Origin of the sequence: Leucobacter sp. UCD-THU (assembly GCF_000349545.1) — a bacterium.
GTDB classification, from domain to species: Bacteria; Actinomycetota; Actinomycetes; order Actinomycetales; family Microbacteriaceae; genus Leucobacter; species Leucobacter muris.
The window spans coordinates 572,474-587,090 of sequence record NZ_KB714602.1 but is presented as its reverse complement, the minus strand read 5'-3'; the positions used below and the strand labels follow the sequence as shown (position 1 = coordinate 587,090).

The window sequence follows — 14,617 nt, the reverse complement described above, 5'->3', positions numbered from 1 at the left end:
CAGCGAAAACTTCCCTTCCCTTCCCTTCCCTTCCTCTCCTCTTCTCCCCCTCGTCCTCTCCCTCTCCCGCACGCCTCGTCCTACACCCTTGTCGCCCCACAACCGCACCGATCGACGTTCCAGCACCCCGATTCCGGGATCTTCGGTGCGCGAACGTCGATCGGTGCGGTTGTGCAGAGAAGAGGAGCGGACGGAGACGGAAGTTTTCCCTCCTCCTTTCCCTTCCGATCCCCCTCTATCGGCCCGATTCCGGCACCGATCGACGTTCAAACACCCCGATTCCGGGATCTTCGGCGCTTGAACGTCGATCGGTGCGGTTGTGTGGAAAAGGGGAGCGAAAGGAGTTGGAGGTGGAGGGTGACCGCGCCGGCGTCCTCCATTCCGACCACACCCGAGTCCCCACCCGACCCGGATCCCCTCTATCCGATCCTCCTGCACCGCGACCCCTTACTCATCGTCCCTCGCCCCCAAGATCGCCCCTCTCCCTCCTCGATCATTTCCCTCTCCTCTGTCCCGGCCTCTCTCCTTCCTTCCTTCCATCCATCCCCTTGCTCCCCCCTTCCCTCCTTCCCCTTCCTTCCCCCTTCTCTCGCACGCCTCGCCTCACCCGCCCGCCACCGATCGACGCTCAAGCACCCCGATTCCGAGATATTCGGTGCTTGAACGTCGATCGGTGGGTTGGGTGGGCGGGAGTCAGGTCGGGGCGGGAGTCAGGTCGGGGCATGACTCGGCAAAGCAGGGCGAGGGCAACGCGCGCAGCAGGAGCGAGGCCCTGCGGGCAACCCGCCGAACCCCGGAAAGGGAGATGGTTGATAAAGATCAACCATTGGCATATAGTTGATCTTCGTCAACGAAGGTGCCGCGCCGGCAGAAGCCCGGCGACCCGCTCGCGATCCGCCTCGGGCGAGCAGCGACGGGAGCACCGCCCGCACGTCGCACATCGATAAGGACCCGGATGTCACAGCCCTCGCAGCACACCCCCGAAACGGGGCTGCTCACCGGCCGAGCCAAGAACCTCGCGCTCGCCGGACTCTTCCTCGCCAACTTCGTCTCCATGCTCGCCATGAACGTGGTCGGCACCTCGATGCCGATCATCATCGCCGACATCGGAGGCACGCAGGCCGCGTTCACCTGGGTGGTCACCGCCACCATGCTCGCGGCCGCGATCTCGACCCCAATCTGGGGCAAGCTCGCCGACCTCACCAGCAAGAAGGTGCTGCTGCAGGTGGCGATCATCGTCTTCATCGTGGGATCGGCGTTCGCCGGCATGGCGCAGGATCCCACCTGGCTCATCGCATTCCGCGTCGTGCAGGGCCTCGGCGTCGGCGGCCTCGGCGCGCTCGCCCAGATCGTGCTCGCTGAGATCATCAGCCCGCTCGAGCGCGGCAAGTACATGGGCATCCTCGGCGCGATCATGGCCGTGGCCACGGTCGGCGGCCCGCTGCTCGGCGGCCTGCTCACCGACACGGTCGGCTGGCGCTGGAACTTCTACGTCGCGGCTCCCATCGCGATCGTCGCGATCATCATGCTGCAGCGCACCCTCCACCTGCCCACCCGCAAGCAGAAGGTCAAGATCGACTACTGGGGCACGGCGCTCATCTCGCTCGGCTTCTCGAGCCTGCTCATCTGGGTGACGCTCGCCGGCTCCAACTTCGAGTGGTGGTCGTGGCAGACCGTCGCGATGGTCGGCGGCGGTATCGTCGCCCTCGTGGTCGCCGTGCTCGTCGAGCTCAAGGTCGAAGAGCCCCTCATCCCGATGACGCTCTTCAAGAACCGCACCTTCACGCTCGCCTCCATCGCTTCGATCGCGGTGGGGCTCGCCATGATGGGCACCGCCGTCTTCCTCGGCCAGTACATGCAGCTCGCGCGCGGCCGCTCCGTCATCGAGTCCAGCCTGCTGACGCTGCCGATGATGGCCGGCGTGCTGATCTCGTCGACCGTCGTGGGCCAGATCATCACGCGCACCGGCAAGTGGAAGCGCTACATGGTCGTCGGAGCGCTCGCACTGCTCGCCGGCCTGCTCATGATGGGCCAGCTGCGGTACGACACGAACTACTGGTACGTGGGCGTCTCGATGGCCGTGCTCGGCGCCGGCGTCGGCATGACCATGCAGAATCTCGTGCTCATCGTGCAGAACACGGTCGCTCCGACCGAGATGGGTGCCGCGAGCGCTTCGGTGACCTTCTTCCGCACGATCGGCGGCACCGCCGGCATCTCGGTGATGGGCGCGATCCTCGCCCACGAGATCGCCGACTATTTCAAGGAGGGCTTCACCGAGCTGGCGGCGCTCATGCAGACGAACCCCGACCCCGAGGTGATCGCCGATCTGCAGCGGTTCCAGGAGAGCAACGCCATTCCGAAGATCGCCGAGCTGACGGCTCCGGTGCGCGAGATCGTCGAGTCGTCGTACGGCCACGCCATCGGCAACATCTTCCTCGCCGCCTCCCCGGTCGCGATCGTCGCGCTCATCGCGATCGCCTTCCTGCCCAACATCCCGCTGAGCACGAAGAGCAACGCCGAGCGCATCGCCGAGCTGAGCCAGCGCGAGGCCGCAGCCGCGTCCGATGCGGCGGGCACCGCCGCGCACGAGTTCCTCGGCGACGCGGTCAAGGCCGCCACGGGGTCGATCCCCGTGGTGGCGGGCTCCTCGTCGCGCGAGCGGGGCGATGGCGACACCTCTGCGGCGCGCTAGGCTCGACGCCATGGAGGATCAGAGCGACCGCTCCCCGCTGAACGACCAGGCGGGGGCGGTCGCCTCCCATCGCGACGACCGCATCGCCCAGATCATCTCGGAGTTCTCGGAGGTCTTCGCCTTCGCCCGCAGCCACTGGGCGAGTTACGCGCAGGAGGTCGACAGCGATCTGAAGGGCGTCGGCATGATCGTACTGCAGCTCGTGCTGCGCAAGGGGCCCATCACCGCGACCGCGCTCAGCCAGATGCTCGACATGGACAAGGCCGTGGTGAGCCGCCAGATCGCGAAGCTGCGCGAGCTCGGGCTCGTCGAGGCCGAGCCCGCCGCCGAGGACCGTCGTGTGATGCTGCTGACGGCGACTCCGCGGGCGACCGAGCTGCTCGAGCGCATCCGGGCCCGCTGGGCGCACGCCTACCACGAGCGCTTCGTCGGGTGGAGCGCGGAGGAACTCGAGGATCTGCGCGAGGGGCTGCACCGCTTCAACGCCTCGGCGCACGACATCCGCGTCGACGGGCCGGCGGGTCGCTGCACCCGCGACCACACCGCCGAGCAATAGACCGGCACGGCCGCCATGCTCGCGGGCGCCCAGCGCCACGCGACGGGCGCCGACGCCCGGTGCCGCCCGCGCGAGCACGCGCGAGCGGGCCGGGGCGCCGGATCGTCTGCCCGGCTCCTCGGCCCGCTCGCCGCCGCGGGTTCCCCGCGCGGCCGCTCAGGCCCGTCGGCGCAGTCGCCTGACGGCCATCGCCGATCCTCCGGCGATGAGCAGCGCGACCGCGATCGCGACGCCGACCGGGCCATTCGAACCGGTGCGCGAGAGGGCGTCGGCCGATCCGGATCGGCCCGCATCGCCCGCCCCGCCGCCGGTCTGGCCGCCGGTGTCGCCGGAGCCCCCGGGTCCGCCGCCGGTGCCGCCTTCGGCCGCCCTGACCACGATGGGCATGGACAGCTCGGTGCCGTCGGCGCGCACCACCACGAGGCTGTGCCGGCCGGCCGGCGTCCCCGCCGGGATGCGTACCGTGGCCGCGAGCCCGCCCTGCGCGTCGGCCGCCGTCGTGGCGAGCACGACCGGGGCGGAGTGCAGCTCGATGCGCAGCGGCTCCGAGGGCAGGAAGCCGGCTCCCGTCACGGTCACCTCGCCGCCCTGCACGACGGTCCCGGCGCCGAGCGAGACCTCGGGCGGCGCGGCGGGCGCTTCGGCCGGCAGGGCCACGTCGATGTGCTTGATCTCGCGCTCGACCGCGTTGCCGTCGAAGTAGTAGGCGGTCACTCGCAGCCGGTCCTCGTAGAGGGCGGCCCTCAGGCCCACGGGATCGGCGCCGCCGATCCCGGTTTCGCCCCAGTCGCCGCTCGGGCCGTACTGGGTGGTGACCGCCGCGGTGTTCACGATGGTCGGGGCGAGTTCGGCCGCCGGGTCGAAGCGCTGCTCGACCGACCAGTCGTTGAGCTCGGCGGACCAGTGGGTGTGGCTCGTGAGCACGGTGACGTTCGGGTGGGCGGCGAGCAGCGACTGCAGGCGCTCGGTGTCGCGGTCGAAGTCGTTGCGGTTGAAGTTGATGTACGTGCCCGAGTTGGAGTCGGCGAAGACGTGGTGCGAGGCGAGCACGACGGGCTTGTTCTCGGCGCTGTAGTGCTCGAGGCGGGCCCGCAGCCAGTCGAACTGCTCGTCCGAGAGCACCACGAACGGCCCGCTGCCGGTCTGCGAGGGGTAGTCGTGGTACTCGCTGCCGATCCACAGCAGCGGCAGCTCGCCGTCGACGAGCACCTCGCCCCACAGCCCCGTGTTCGGCGAGGTCGAGCCCTCGACGCCGAGGCCGCGCATGCCGGTGCGGTCGAGGAAGCGCTGGATGTAGACGTCGGAGCCGTTGCCGCCGTAGAATTCGTGGTTGCCGATGGTCGACACGACGGTCGGGTACTCTGCTCCGCCGCCGCCCTGCACGGCCGCGAGGTAGCTGTTGTACTGGCTCTCGGTGCCCTGACTCGTCTGGTCGCCGTTCGAGAGCAGCACACCGGCGCGGCCGCCCGGCAGCCGCTCGAACCCGGGCATCACGTTGTTCTGCAGGCGGGCGTTGGCGCCCTGCACGTCGCTGAACACGTCGATGCGGGCGATGGCCTCGGCGTCGGCGGGGAGCTGCGGCAGCGGCTGCACGAGGTGGAGATCGTCGAGCATCCAGGATCCGCCGCCGGCGGGCGCCTCGTAGGAGAGGGCGAATCGCACGGTGGACGCGCCGTCCGGCACCGTGAGCGGCAGTCGGGGCTGCGCCGACTCCTCGTTCTCGGTCATCGTGCGCAGCACGATCGTCTCGCCGGTGTCGAAGACGGCGCTGACGACGGCGGTGCCGCCCGAGCCGCGCACGCGGAGGTGGCTGTCGAAGCGCAGTTCGAGCTTCGCGCCCGCGCTCACCTCGACGGGCGCCGAGGTGAGGGCGCCGGCGAAGGGCTGGGTCGAGGCTTCGGCGATCGCGATGGTGCCGGAGGCGCGGGTGAACGCCTGCCTGCGGTCGGTGCCCTGGGAGGCGACGACGTCGGCGCGGGTGGTGAACTGCCAGGCGCCCTCCGCCTGCCACGCGTCGGCGGCGCCTTCGAACCCGTCGAACCAGAGCTGCGGTTCGGTGGTGGCGCCGAGGTCGCCTGGTGCCGCCAGCACGGTGAGGCTCGTCTCGACCGGCACGACGCCGTCACCGGCGAGCAGGAGCGGAATGGTGCCGTTCGGCTGATCCGCCGGGATCGCGACGCCGAACGACACCGCGCCGTCGGCGCCGGCCGCGGGGATGCCCGAGACGGGGCCGCCCCCGAATGACGCTTCGAGCTGCTGACCGGGGCGCAGGCCGCCCACCTCGACCGTCGCCGTGGAGCCCGGCGCCACGGGCGCCTTGGTGTTGGAGATCACCGCGGGCGTGCGATCGGCCGGGGCGGCCTCCGCGATCGACACGTTGTCGATCATCCAGAACCAGTTGTTCGTGCTCTTCAGGTACTGCCAGCCGAACTGCACGTTCTGCGCGCCCGAGGGCAGGTCGACGGCGAAGGTGTGGGTCTGGTTGAGGCGGTTCGTGCCGAACTGCTCGACGAGCACGGGATCGCCGCCGTCGATCTTCGCGAGCAGCTTCGCCTCCTGGGGCGCCTGGCCCTGCTTGTAGTGGCTGTCGAAGCTGATGGTCACGGCCGCGGCACCGGGGTCGACCGCGTAGGCGGGGGCCCACAGCGTCGAGTCGAAGGTGCCGGTGGCGGGTCGGTTGCTGTCGGAGTGCACGACCGCGACGAGGCCCTGCGCCTTACCGAAGCCGTTGCGGTCGCCGCTGTTGCCGAAGGCCGAGACGACTTCGGCCGGCGTGTGGAAGGTCCAGCCCTCCCAGCCGGCGCGCATGCCGGCGGTGTTCGCGCTCTCGACCGACCACCCGTCGGGGGCCTGCGACGGGGTGCCCGCGGTCTCGAAGTCCTGGGTGTAGGGCGTCGCGAGGGCCGCGGCGGGGGCGGCGACGGCTGGCGCGACGAGCAGGCCTCCGGCGAGCGCGAGCAGCGCTCCTCCGGCGACCGCGCGGGCGGGGCGTCGCGGGGCGCGACGGAATGAACTGTGCAACATGAGGGGCGTTTCTCCTTGTACGGGCGTCGGGCTGTTGCGGAGGGGTGGTGGTGCGTCGGGGTGCGGATGCGCGGTTCTCTCGGGAGCGGGCGGCGCGGCGACCGGCCGCTCGCGCCCCGCGGGCCGTCGCCCGCAGGGGGTTACTGCAGCCGCTTGCGGATCCAGCCGGATGCGAGGTCGACCGCCACGATCACCACGAGGATGATGATGAGGTACGTGAGCATCTCGTCGAACTGGAAGGTCTTGATGGCCTTGTTGATGAGCAGGCCGATGCCGCCGGCGCCGACGAGGCCGAGCACGAGCGAGGACCGCACGTTCACGTCGAAGCGGTAGAGCAGCAGGCCCGTCAGCTGCGGCAGCACGGTGGGGATCGTCGCGTTCGCGACCACCTGCCAGCGGGAGGCTCCTGCGGTTCGCAGCACCTGCTCGGGGCCGGGGTCGATGTCCTCCATCGCCTCCGACCACAGCTTGCCCATCACCCCCGTGTTGTGGGCGATGAGCGCGAGCACCCCCGCGAAGGGGCCGAGTCCGACGGCGGTCACGAAGATGAGCGCGAACACGATGTCGGGCACGGCGCGGAAGAACGAGAGGATGCCGCGCGCGATCTGGTAGACGAAGGCGTTGGGCGCGGTGGTGCGCGCGCCGAGCACGGCGAGCAGCAGCGCGAAGGGCACCGAGATCGTGGTGCCGAGCAGGCCGATCCAGAGGGTGGTGAGCGCGCCTTCGAGGCCCTTCCGCAGCACCTCCCCGCTGAGGTCGGGCGGGATCGCCTCGGACAGGAAGTTCATCATGCCCTGCGCCCCGGTGACGAGCTTCGCGGGGTGGAAGTCGGTGGCCGAGAAGGCGAGCAGGTGCAGCACCACGAGCGCCGCGATGATGACGGACCAGGAGCCGGCGCGGTAGGGGGCCCTCGGGTCCCGGGGCACGGGCAGGTGCCCTTCGGAGCGGCGCTCTCGGGCGGCGGGGGTGAGCGTTTCAGTCACGGGTGCATTCCTCAGAGGTACAGCGAGGCCAGTTCGACGTCGTCGATGTCGGCGGTGGGGGCGTCGAAGACGAGGGCGCCGTCGCGCAGGCCGATCACCCGATGCGCGTACGTGCGCGCCAGGTGGGGCTGGTGCAGCACCGCGGCGACGCCGAGGCCCTCCTCGACGGCGAGATCGTGCAGCAGGTTCATCACGTCGTCGGCCGCCTTGGGGTCGAGCGCCGAGACGGGTTCGTCGGCGAGGATCATGCGCGGCCGCTGGCAGAGCGCACGCGCGATCGCCACCCGCTGCTGCTGGCCGCCGGAGAGGCTTCCGGCGCGGTCGTGGGCGCGATCCGCGAGCCCCACGCGGTCGAGGCAGGCCATGGCCTCCTCCCTCAGCTCGCGCGGGAAGAGCGGTGGCAGCGAGCGCCACCCGGGCAGCCTCGAGAAACCGCCGGCGCACACGTTCTGCAGCACCGTGCGGCGCTGCACCAGATGGATCTTCTGGAAGACGGTGGCGGCGGTGCGTCGCGCCTCGGCGCGTCGCTGGGGGCTCGCCTCGCTCAGGCGGACCCCGGCGATCGTGATGTCGCCGGAGTCCGCCTCGATGAGGCCGTTCACCGCGCGCAGCGTGGTCGATTTGCCCGAGCCGTTGGCTCCGNGTGCGGCGCTGCACCAGATGGATCTTCTGGAAGACGGTGGCGGCGGTGCGTCGCGCCTCGGCGCGTCGCTGGGGGCTCGCCTCGCTCAGGCGGACCCCGGCGATCGTGATGTCGCCGGAGTCCGCCTCGATGAGGCCGTTCACCGCGCGCAGCGTGGTCGATTTGCCCGAGCCGTTGGCTCCGAGGAACGCGACCACCTCTCCCGCGTGCACGCGCATGCTCATGTCCTTGAGCACGACGCGATCGCCGAAGCTCTTGGAGATGGCCTGCACGTCGAGCAGCACCTCGGCGGTGCCGCCCGGCTGCGCCGAGGAGGGGGTTCCGAGCACGGTGACGGCGCTCATCAGACGTCGGCCTCGGTGAGGCCCATGGTGTCGGCGAGGTCGAACAGCGGCTGGTAGGTCTCGTTCGTGACCTCGATCAGCGGGCCCGCGGGGTCGACGCCGAGGAATGCGCTGACCTTCTCGACGTCGGCGGCGTCGAGGCTCAGCAGGGCCTCCTTGACGGCGGTCTTGAACTCCTCGGGCAGGTTGTCGCGAACGGTGATCGGGTCGTTCGGGATCGGATCCGACTCCCAGATCTGCCGGAACTGCGACTCGTCGAAGGTGCCCTCGGAGAGCGCGGTCGCGAGCGTCTGCGAGTTGATCTGCGCGGCGTCGACGGTGCCGTTCACGAGGGCGAGCAGCGCCTCGGGGTGGCCGCCCGCGTAGTCCCACTGCACGTCGTCCTCGAGACCGGCGTCGACGATCGCTGACATCGGCAGGGCGTCGCCCGACGTCGATCCGGGGCTGCCGAGCGCGAGCGTCTTGCCCTTCAGGTCCTCGAGCGACTGCACCGGCGAATCCTTCGGCACCCAGATGCCGCCGGTGTAGGTGGTGGGTGCGCCTTCGGCGTCGCCGAAGGAGACCATCGCGGTTGCGCCGGCGCGCTCGTTGGCGAACACGAAGCCGAGCGGGCCGAACTGGGCGATCTCGAGCTGATCGTTCTCCATGGCGAGCACCTCGGCGGCGTAGTCCTCGGTGATGCTCACCTCGACGGGGCAGTCGAGCTTCTCGGAGAGCGCCTCGGCGAGCACCTGGTAGGCCGGCTCGAGCGACTCGGGATCTTCGTAGGGGAGGATGCCGAAGCGGATCTTGCCGTCGGGGCATGTGGCCGAGGCCTCGCCCGCGGCCGCGTCGGCCTGGGACGAGCACGCGGCGAGGCCGAGGCCCAGCAGTGCGACCGCGGAAGCGGCGAGGATGGTGGTCTTCTTCACGATTCTCCTTGGGTGACAGAGGTCGGTGGGATGGGGTCAGAGGGATGCGATGGTGCGGGCGCCGAGGGCGAGGCCCACGGTCATGCCGACGCCGGTGGTCACGGTGACCACGGAGACGCCGGGGGTCGGGGCGGCGCGAAGGATGTCCTGCTCGTCGCTCGTGGCGTAGAGGCCCTGCCAGCGTTCGAGCACGTCGAGGCGCGGAGCGGCGAGCAGGGCGGCCGTCTCGTCGAGCAGCAGTTGCGTCCAGCGCTCGTCGAGGAAGGGCGGGGCGGCGTCGTGCGCGGCGTGCGAGTCGCCGACGAGCAGGGTGCCGTCGGCCTGCTGGGTGAACATGACGTTGGCGTCGATCTCGAGCAGTTCGGGCCGGGAGGCGAGGATCTCGGCGCGCAGCGCTTCGGCGGAGGAGCCCGCGAACGCGCCGTAGCGCAGCATCGACGTGCCGGTGAGCACGGCGGGGCCGCGGCCCATCGCTCGCGGGGCGCGCACGCGCACCATCTGCAGCGCGCACTGCCGCACGCGGTGGCGCTCGGCCAGTTCGGGGAAGAGGCGGCCGACGAGATGCCCGGCCGCGACCACCACGTGGTCGGCCTCGATGCGGCCGCGGCTGGTCTCGACCGATCCCCCGCGCGCCCCGCGCACGGTCGTCGAGAAGCGCACCTCGCCCCGCTCGTGCGCGTGAACCCAGGCGGCGATCCGGGCGACCGCGGTGCGGGGGTCGGCGGTGAGATCGGCGGGCAGCAGCGCACCCGCGCGCAGATGGGCGGGATCCGGGATCCGCAGCAGCTCACCGGCTTCGGCACCGGTCACGAGCCGCGCCCCTTCGGGGGCTCGCTCGGCGATGAACTCCTGCAGCACCGCCTCCTCCGCGGCCGAACGGGCCACCGCGAGCGTGCCCGAGCGGCGCGCCTCCACCCCTGCGCGCTCGACGAGCGAGAGCCAGAGCGGGTTCGCCTCGAGTGCGAGCTCTCCGAGTTCGCCGGCCTGCGCCGACGTGCAGACGTGGCCGAAGTTGCGCACGCTGGCCAGCACGGCCGAGGCGTCCTGCTCGAGCACCGTCACGCGGTGGCCGGCGTCGAGCGCGGCGACGGCGTGGCCGAGGCCGACGATGCCGGCGCCGACGATCACGACGTGCGGGGCATGGGTGGAGGGGGTCATGCATTCGATGGTGAAGCCTGAAAAGTAATCATGACAACTTTCCGGAGGGGTGTTCTTGAAGCGTTCACGATGCGCAACCGGCAGGTGGGAGATCGTCACGATTCGTTCACCTGACGGCCACCGGCGAGCATTTCGACTAGTACAGACAACTTGTAGACTGACCGCATGACCGACAGCTCACCGCTCCACGCCAAGCTGTACGCCGAGATGGTGCACCGCATCCGCACCGGCGTCTGGCAGCCCGGCGACCGCGTGCCCAGCGAGAAGTCCCTCGTCGCCGAGTTCGGCACCTCGCGCGGCCCCGTGCGCCAGGCGCTCGCGGCGCTGCGCGCCGAGGGCATGATCATCGGGCGCCGCGGCGCGCCGCCCCGCGTGCAGCGCACCGCCCCGGCGCAGTCGTTCGACACCTTCATGTCGTTCACCGAGTGGGCTCGCGAGCTCGGGCTCGCCCCGGGCCAGCGCGTCATCGAGGCGAGCCGGCGCCCCGCCACCGAGGACATCGCGCGCGAGCTGCAGCTCGAGCCCGACACCCCCGTCGTCGAGATCATCCGGCTGCGGCTGCTCGACGACAAACCCGCCATGCTCGAGCGCTCCCTCTTCCCCTACGAGATCGGCAGGCACCTCATCTCGGCCGACCTCGACCACGGCAGCATCTACCAGACGCTGTGCGCCGCGGGTGTCGTGCCGGTGCGCGCCCGCCACGTGATCGACGCCATCGCGGCCCACCCGCTCGAGGTCGAGCAGCTCCACGTGAGTCCGGGCGCACCGCTGCTGCGCGTGCGCCGTCTCGCCTACGACGAGTTCGGCACCGTCATCGAGACCGCCGACGACCGCTACCTGCCGGCGATGGCCACCTTCGTGGTCGAGAACAGCGCCGAGCACCGCACCCCGCTCACGCGCCAGGCCGGCAGCACCGGCGTCGACCTCTTCGAGCGCGCCGGCTGATCCGCGTATCGCCGCACCCCGCGTCACCCCTCCGTTCCGCTCACCCGCGCAGCGGCAGTCGCATCGCCCCGCGCCGTCACCCGCGAGGCGGCGCGTCGCAACTCCCCCGCGACCCCACCCCTAGGAGAACCCGCATGATCACTCTCGCCGTCTTCGACATGGCCGGCACCACCATCGACGACGGCGGCGCCGTCTACGACGCGCTGCGCATCGCGGTCGAGGAGACCGGGGCGTCGGTCTCCCCCGCCGACCTGCAGGCGTGGATGGGCACCGAGAAGCGCGCCGCCATCACCGCCCTCATCGAACTCGGCGGCGGCGATCCCACGCAGCCCGCCGACAAGGTCGATGTCGCCTTCGAACGCTTCCGCGCGATCCTCGACGAGCTCTACACCGCCCAGACCCCGACCCCGATCGCCGGAGTGCCCGAGGCGATCGCCGACCTGCGCGCTTCCGGCGTGCAGGTCGCGCTCACGACCGGGTTCTCGCGCGATGTGGCCGAGGGCATCCTCGACCAGCTCGGCTGGGCCGTCGGCGCGGACGGCGGCGAGCGTGCCCCGGGGACGGCCGTCGACGCGCTCGTCTGCGGCGACGAGGTCGCCGCCGGCCGCCCCGCGCCCTACATGATCCACCGGGCCATGGAGCGCACCGGCACCCTCGCGGTCTCGGAGGTGCTCGTGGCCGGCGATACCGCCGTCGACGTGCAGGCAGGCGCGAATGCCGGTGCGGCGGTCACGATCGGCGTACTGTCGGGCAAGCTCGACCGAGCGGCCTTCGAGGGGCAGCCCTTCACGGCGCTGCTCGACTCGGTCGCCGATGTCTCGACACACCTCGCCAGCTGCTGAGCGCCCACGAATCGGCCCGACTTGGTCTCACCATCCCCGCTCAAAACCGGGGCGTTGGTGGGACGAAGTCGGGCCGATTGCGAACCCCGCGCTACCGGTTCGCCGCGACGGGCGCGCCGATCCCGGGATCGATCTGCGTCGGCCCCGACGCCGAGGGGCGCACGTCGAAGTCGAAGATCTCGACGGGCAGGTACACCGTCGAGCAGGAATTCGGGATGTCGACCACACCCGAGAGGCGCCCCTCGATCGGCGCGGCGCCGAGCAGCAGGTAGGCCTGCTCGGGGCTGTAGCCGAACTTGGTGAGGTAGTCGATCGCGTGCAGGCACGCTCGCTGATACGAGAGATGCGAGTCGAGGTATCTCTGCTCGCCGTCGAGCGTCACCGAGGTACCCGAGAACGCGAGCCAGTGGCTGTAGTTCGGCTCGACGTTGCCCGGCATGAAGATCGCGTTCTCGCTCACCCCGTACGTCTCCATGCCGCCCGGGATGATGTCGACGCGCAGATCGATGAAACCGCCCATCTCGATCGCCCCGCAGAACGTGATCTCGCCGTCGCCCTGCGAGAAGTGCAGGTCGCCCACCGACAGGTTCGCCCCGTCGACGAAGACCGGGTAGAAGACGCGAGAGCCCTTCGTGAAGTTCTTGATGTCCTGGTTGCCGCCGTTCTCGCGGGGAGGGGCGGTGCGCGCCGCCTCCGATCCGACGCGCGCCCACTCGCCGCGGTCGAGCCCGCCGAGAATCGCGTGCTCCGCTTCAGGCGGCCGAGCGAGCGGCGGCACGCGATCCGGATCCGTCGCGATCAGGGCCGCCTCGCGCGCGTTCCACGTGCGGAGCAGTTCTGCCGAGGGCGCGGTCCCCATGAGGCCCGGGTGGATGATGCCGGTGAACGAGACCCCGGGAACGTGCCGGGAGGTCGCGGTCTGGCCCGCGAAATCCCAGACCGCCTTGTACGCGTCGGGGAACTGCTCGGTGAGGAAGCCGCCTCCGTTGTTGCGCGAGAAGATGCCCGTGTAGCCCCAGCCCTGGCCCGCGAGCGGCCCCGAATCCTCCTGCGGGATCGGGCCGACGTCGAGGATGTCGACGATGAGCAGATCCCCCGGTTTCGCCCCCTCGACGCGGAACGGCCCGCTCAGCGTGTGCACCGTCAGCAGAGGCGCCTCGAGGATGTCCTGCGCGGAGTCGTCGTTCTTGATCGCCCCGTCGAACCACTCGCGGCAGTCGACCCGGAAGCTGTCGCCCGGCTTGACGGTCGCGACCGGAGGGATCTCGGGGTGCCACCGGTTGTGACCGAGTTTCTCCTGATCGACGAAGCGTTTACTCGAGTCCAGTCTGAAGATGTGCTCTGGCATGGTGGTCTCCGTTTCTGTGGTGACGGCTGCGCTGCCGCCGGGTGTTCGGATGTAACGGTCTTCGAGGACTCGGATCAGGGACGCGGCAGCTTCGCGTGCAGCGGGTGACGAGTCGTGGACTGGGCGCGGCGCGAAGCCGACGGGGGCACACCGCTCACGATCTCGGGCTCGGAGGCGCTCTTCGCAGACCGCTCCATGAGCTGGAACGCCGAAGTGCCGCTGCGTGAGAGATGCGGCGCCGTCACCGAGCGTCGCGCCCGGGCGCCGCACACGCGGCAGTCGGTCTCCCGGGGCACCTCGGCCATCGAGTAGAGGGCGTCGAAGCGGCACCCCTCCGAGCATCGGTACGAGTAACTGGGCAACCGGACCCCCTCGGAACTCAGATGCCGAGCAGGAGCATTCGGCCTCTCCGTCGAGCGGGCCACCGGGTTCGGAGACCCATTGCCGCCACCATAACCGCGCCGCTGTGCGAAGTCAACGGAGTCGGCCGCGGGCGCTCCGCAGGCCGGGCCGCCGCTCCCGCTCACCGATCCCGCCCGCGCACCGGGCCGCCGCTCCCGCTCACCGATCCCGCCCGCGCGCCGGGCCGCCGCTCCCGCTCACCGATCCCGCCCGCGCCTCCCGTCTCCCCACGCTCTCCCGCGCCCCCGCTCCCGCTCCCGCCGATGGATCGGCCCACCTTCGTCCCATGACGAAGCCCGATTCGGGCGGTGTTCATGAGACGCAGTCGGACCGATCGTGACCACCGAGGCGGCGGGAGGCGACCGGCAGAGCTCGCCGGCAGGTCAGACGCCGCGCACCGCGCGGGCCGCCGCGATGGCCTTCCCCAGTCTGCGCAGAAAGGCGGAGGGGTCGCGCAGGTCCAGCGCCGTCACCGTGAGCACCCGCCACCCGGCATCGATCATCGCCTCTCGGCGGGAGTTGTCGAGGCGCCGCTGCTCGACGCCGCCCTGCTGGTGATAGACGCCGTCGTACTCGATCGCGATCTTCCACTCGGGATATCCGAGGTCGGCGTGGAGCACCCGCCCGTCGACCGGCACGCTGCAACAGGTCTGCGGGGTCGGCAGCCCCGCGTTCTCGATGAGCAGCCGCGTGAGCGACTCGGCGGGCGACTCCACTCCGGTGCGCAGCCTCGGCAGGGCTTTTTCGAAGCACTTTTACCGACTCCGGC

The 14,617-nt window shown here is 70.8% G+C and carries 12 protein-coding genes and 1 pseudogene; 4 read left to right on the top strand and 9 right to left on the bottom strand.

The features are described 5' to 3' along the window. Positions 1-955: 955 nt before the first annotated feature. Complete coding sequence (locus H490_RS25870; RefSeq protein ID WP_017884388.1) at positions 956-2,692, top strand: DHA2 family efflux MFS transporter permease subunit; 1,737 nt, start codon at positions 956-958, stop codon at positions 2,690-2,692. Positions 2,693-2,702: 10 nt separating this feature from the next. After that, positions 2,703-3,248, top strand: coding sequence for a MarR family winged helix-turn-helix transcriptional regulator (locus tag H490_RS25865; RefSeq protein WP_017884387.1), 546 nt, complete (start codon positions 2,703-2,705; stop codon positions 3,246-3,248). Between the two features lie 156 nt (positions 3,249-3,404). Here H490_RS25865 and H490_RS25860 read toward each other — a convergent pair whose 3' ends face one another. The 6 genes and pseudogenes from H490_RS25860 to H490_RS25835 all read right to left on the bottom strand — a co-directional run bounded on the left by H490_RS25860 (position 3,405) and on the right by H490_RS25835 (position 10,311). Next, a complete protein-coding gene (locus tag H490_RS25860; protein WP_017884386.1) occupies positions 3,405-6,272 on the bottom strand; it encodes a metallophosphoesterase family protein in 2,868 nt (955 codons plus the stop codon). Positions 6,273-6,412: 140 nt separating this feature from the next. Next, complete coding sequence (gene phnE, locus H490_RS25855) at positions 6,413-7,255, bottom strand: phosphonate ABC transporter, permease protein PhnE (RefSeq protein WP_017884385.1); 843 nt, start codon at positions 7,253-7,255, stop codon at positions 6,413-6,415. A gap of 11 nt (positions 7,256-7,266) precedes the next feature. Then, a complete protein-coding gene (locus tag H490_RS25850; protein ID WP_017884384.1) occupies positions 7,267-7,857 on the bottom strand; it encodes a phosphonate ABC transporter ATP-binding protein in 591 nt (196 codons plus the stop codon). A 91-nt stretch (positions 7,858-7,948) separates the two neighbouring features. Continuing rightward, positions 7,949-8,116 (bottom strand): annotated as a pseudogene (locus H490_RS32975) (ATP-binding cassette domain-containing protein); the annotation flags it as partial. A gap of 125 nt (positions 8,117-8,241) precedes the next feature. Then, positions 8,242-9,153 carry a phosphate/phosphite/phosphonate ABC transporter substrate-binding protein gene (locus H490_RS25840; protein WP_017884382.1) on the bottom strand — a complete coding sequence of 304 codons (912 nt, stop codon included), beginning with the start codon at positions 9,151-9,153 and terminating at the stop codon, positions 8,242-8,244. Between the two features lie 36 nt (positions 9,154-9,189). Then, the gene (locus H490_RS25835) at positions 9,190-10,311 is read right to left on the bottom strand and encodes a TIGR03364 family FAD-dependent oxidoreductase (RefSeq protein ID WP_017884381.1); all 1,122 of its coding nucleotides are present in this window, start codon (positions 10,309-10,311) and stop codon (positions 9,190-9,192) included. A gap of 165 nt (positions 10,312-10,476) precedes the next feature. Here H490_RS25835 and H490_RS25830 point away from each other — a divergent pair, with 165 nt between their 5' ends. Together H490_RS25830 and H490_RS25825 are read left to right on the top strand one after the other, a co-directional pair. Beyond that, entirely contained in the window at positions 10,477-11,256 is a 780-nt protein-coding gene (locus H490_RS25830; protein WP_017884380.1) for a GntR family transcriptional regulator, read from the top strand. Positions 11,257-11,390: 134 nt separating this feature from the next. Beyond that, a complete protein-coding gene (locus H490_RS25825; protein ID WP_017884379.1) occupies positions 11,391-12,098 on the top strand; it encodes a phosphonatase-like hydrolase in 708 nt (235 codons plus the stop codon). Between the two features lie 91 nt (positions 12,099-12,189). Here the strand turns inward: H490_RS25825 and fmdA are convergent, their stop codons facing one another. The 3 genes from fmdA to H490_RS25810 all read right to left on the bottom strand — a co-directional run bounded on the left by fmdA (position 12,190) and on the right by H490_RS25810 (position 14,564). After that, positions 12,190-13,446, bottom strand: coding sequence for a formamidase (fmdA, locus tag H490_RS25820; protein ID WP_017884378.1), 1,257 nt, complete (start codon positions 13,444-13,446; stop codon positions 12,190-12,192). A 74-nt stretch (positions 13,447-13,520) separates the two neighbouring features. After that, a complete protein-coding gene (locus tag H490_RS31735; protein ID WP_081611656.1) occupies positions 13,521-13,808 on the bottom strand; it encodes an FmdB family zinc ribbon protein in 288 nt (95 codons plus the stop codon). Between the two features lie 423 nt (positions 13,809-14,231). Then, on the bottom strand, positions 14,232-14,564 hold the full coding sequence (locus H490_RS25810; RefSeq protein ID WP_017884376.1) for an endonuclease domain-containing protein: 333 nt from the start codon (positions 14,562-14,564) through the stop codon (positions 14,232-14,234). Positions 14,565-14,617 lie beyond the last annotated feature (53 nt).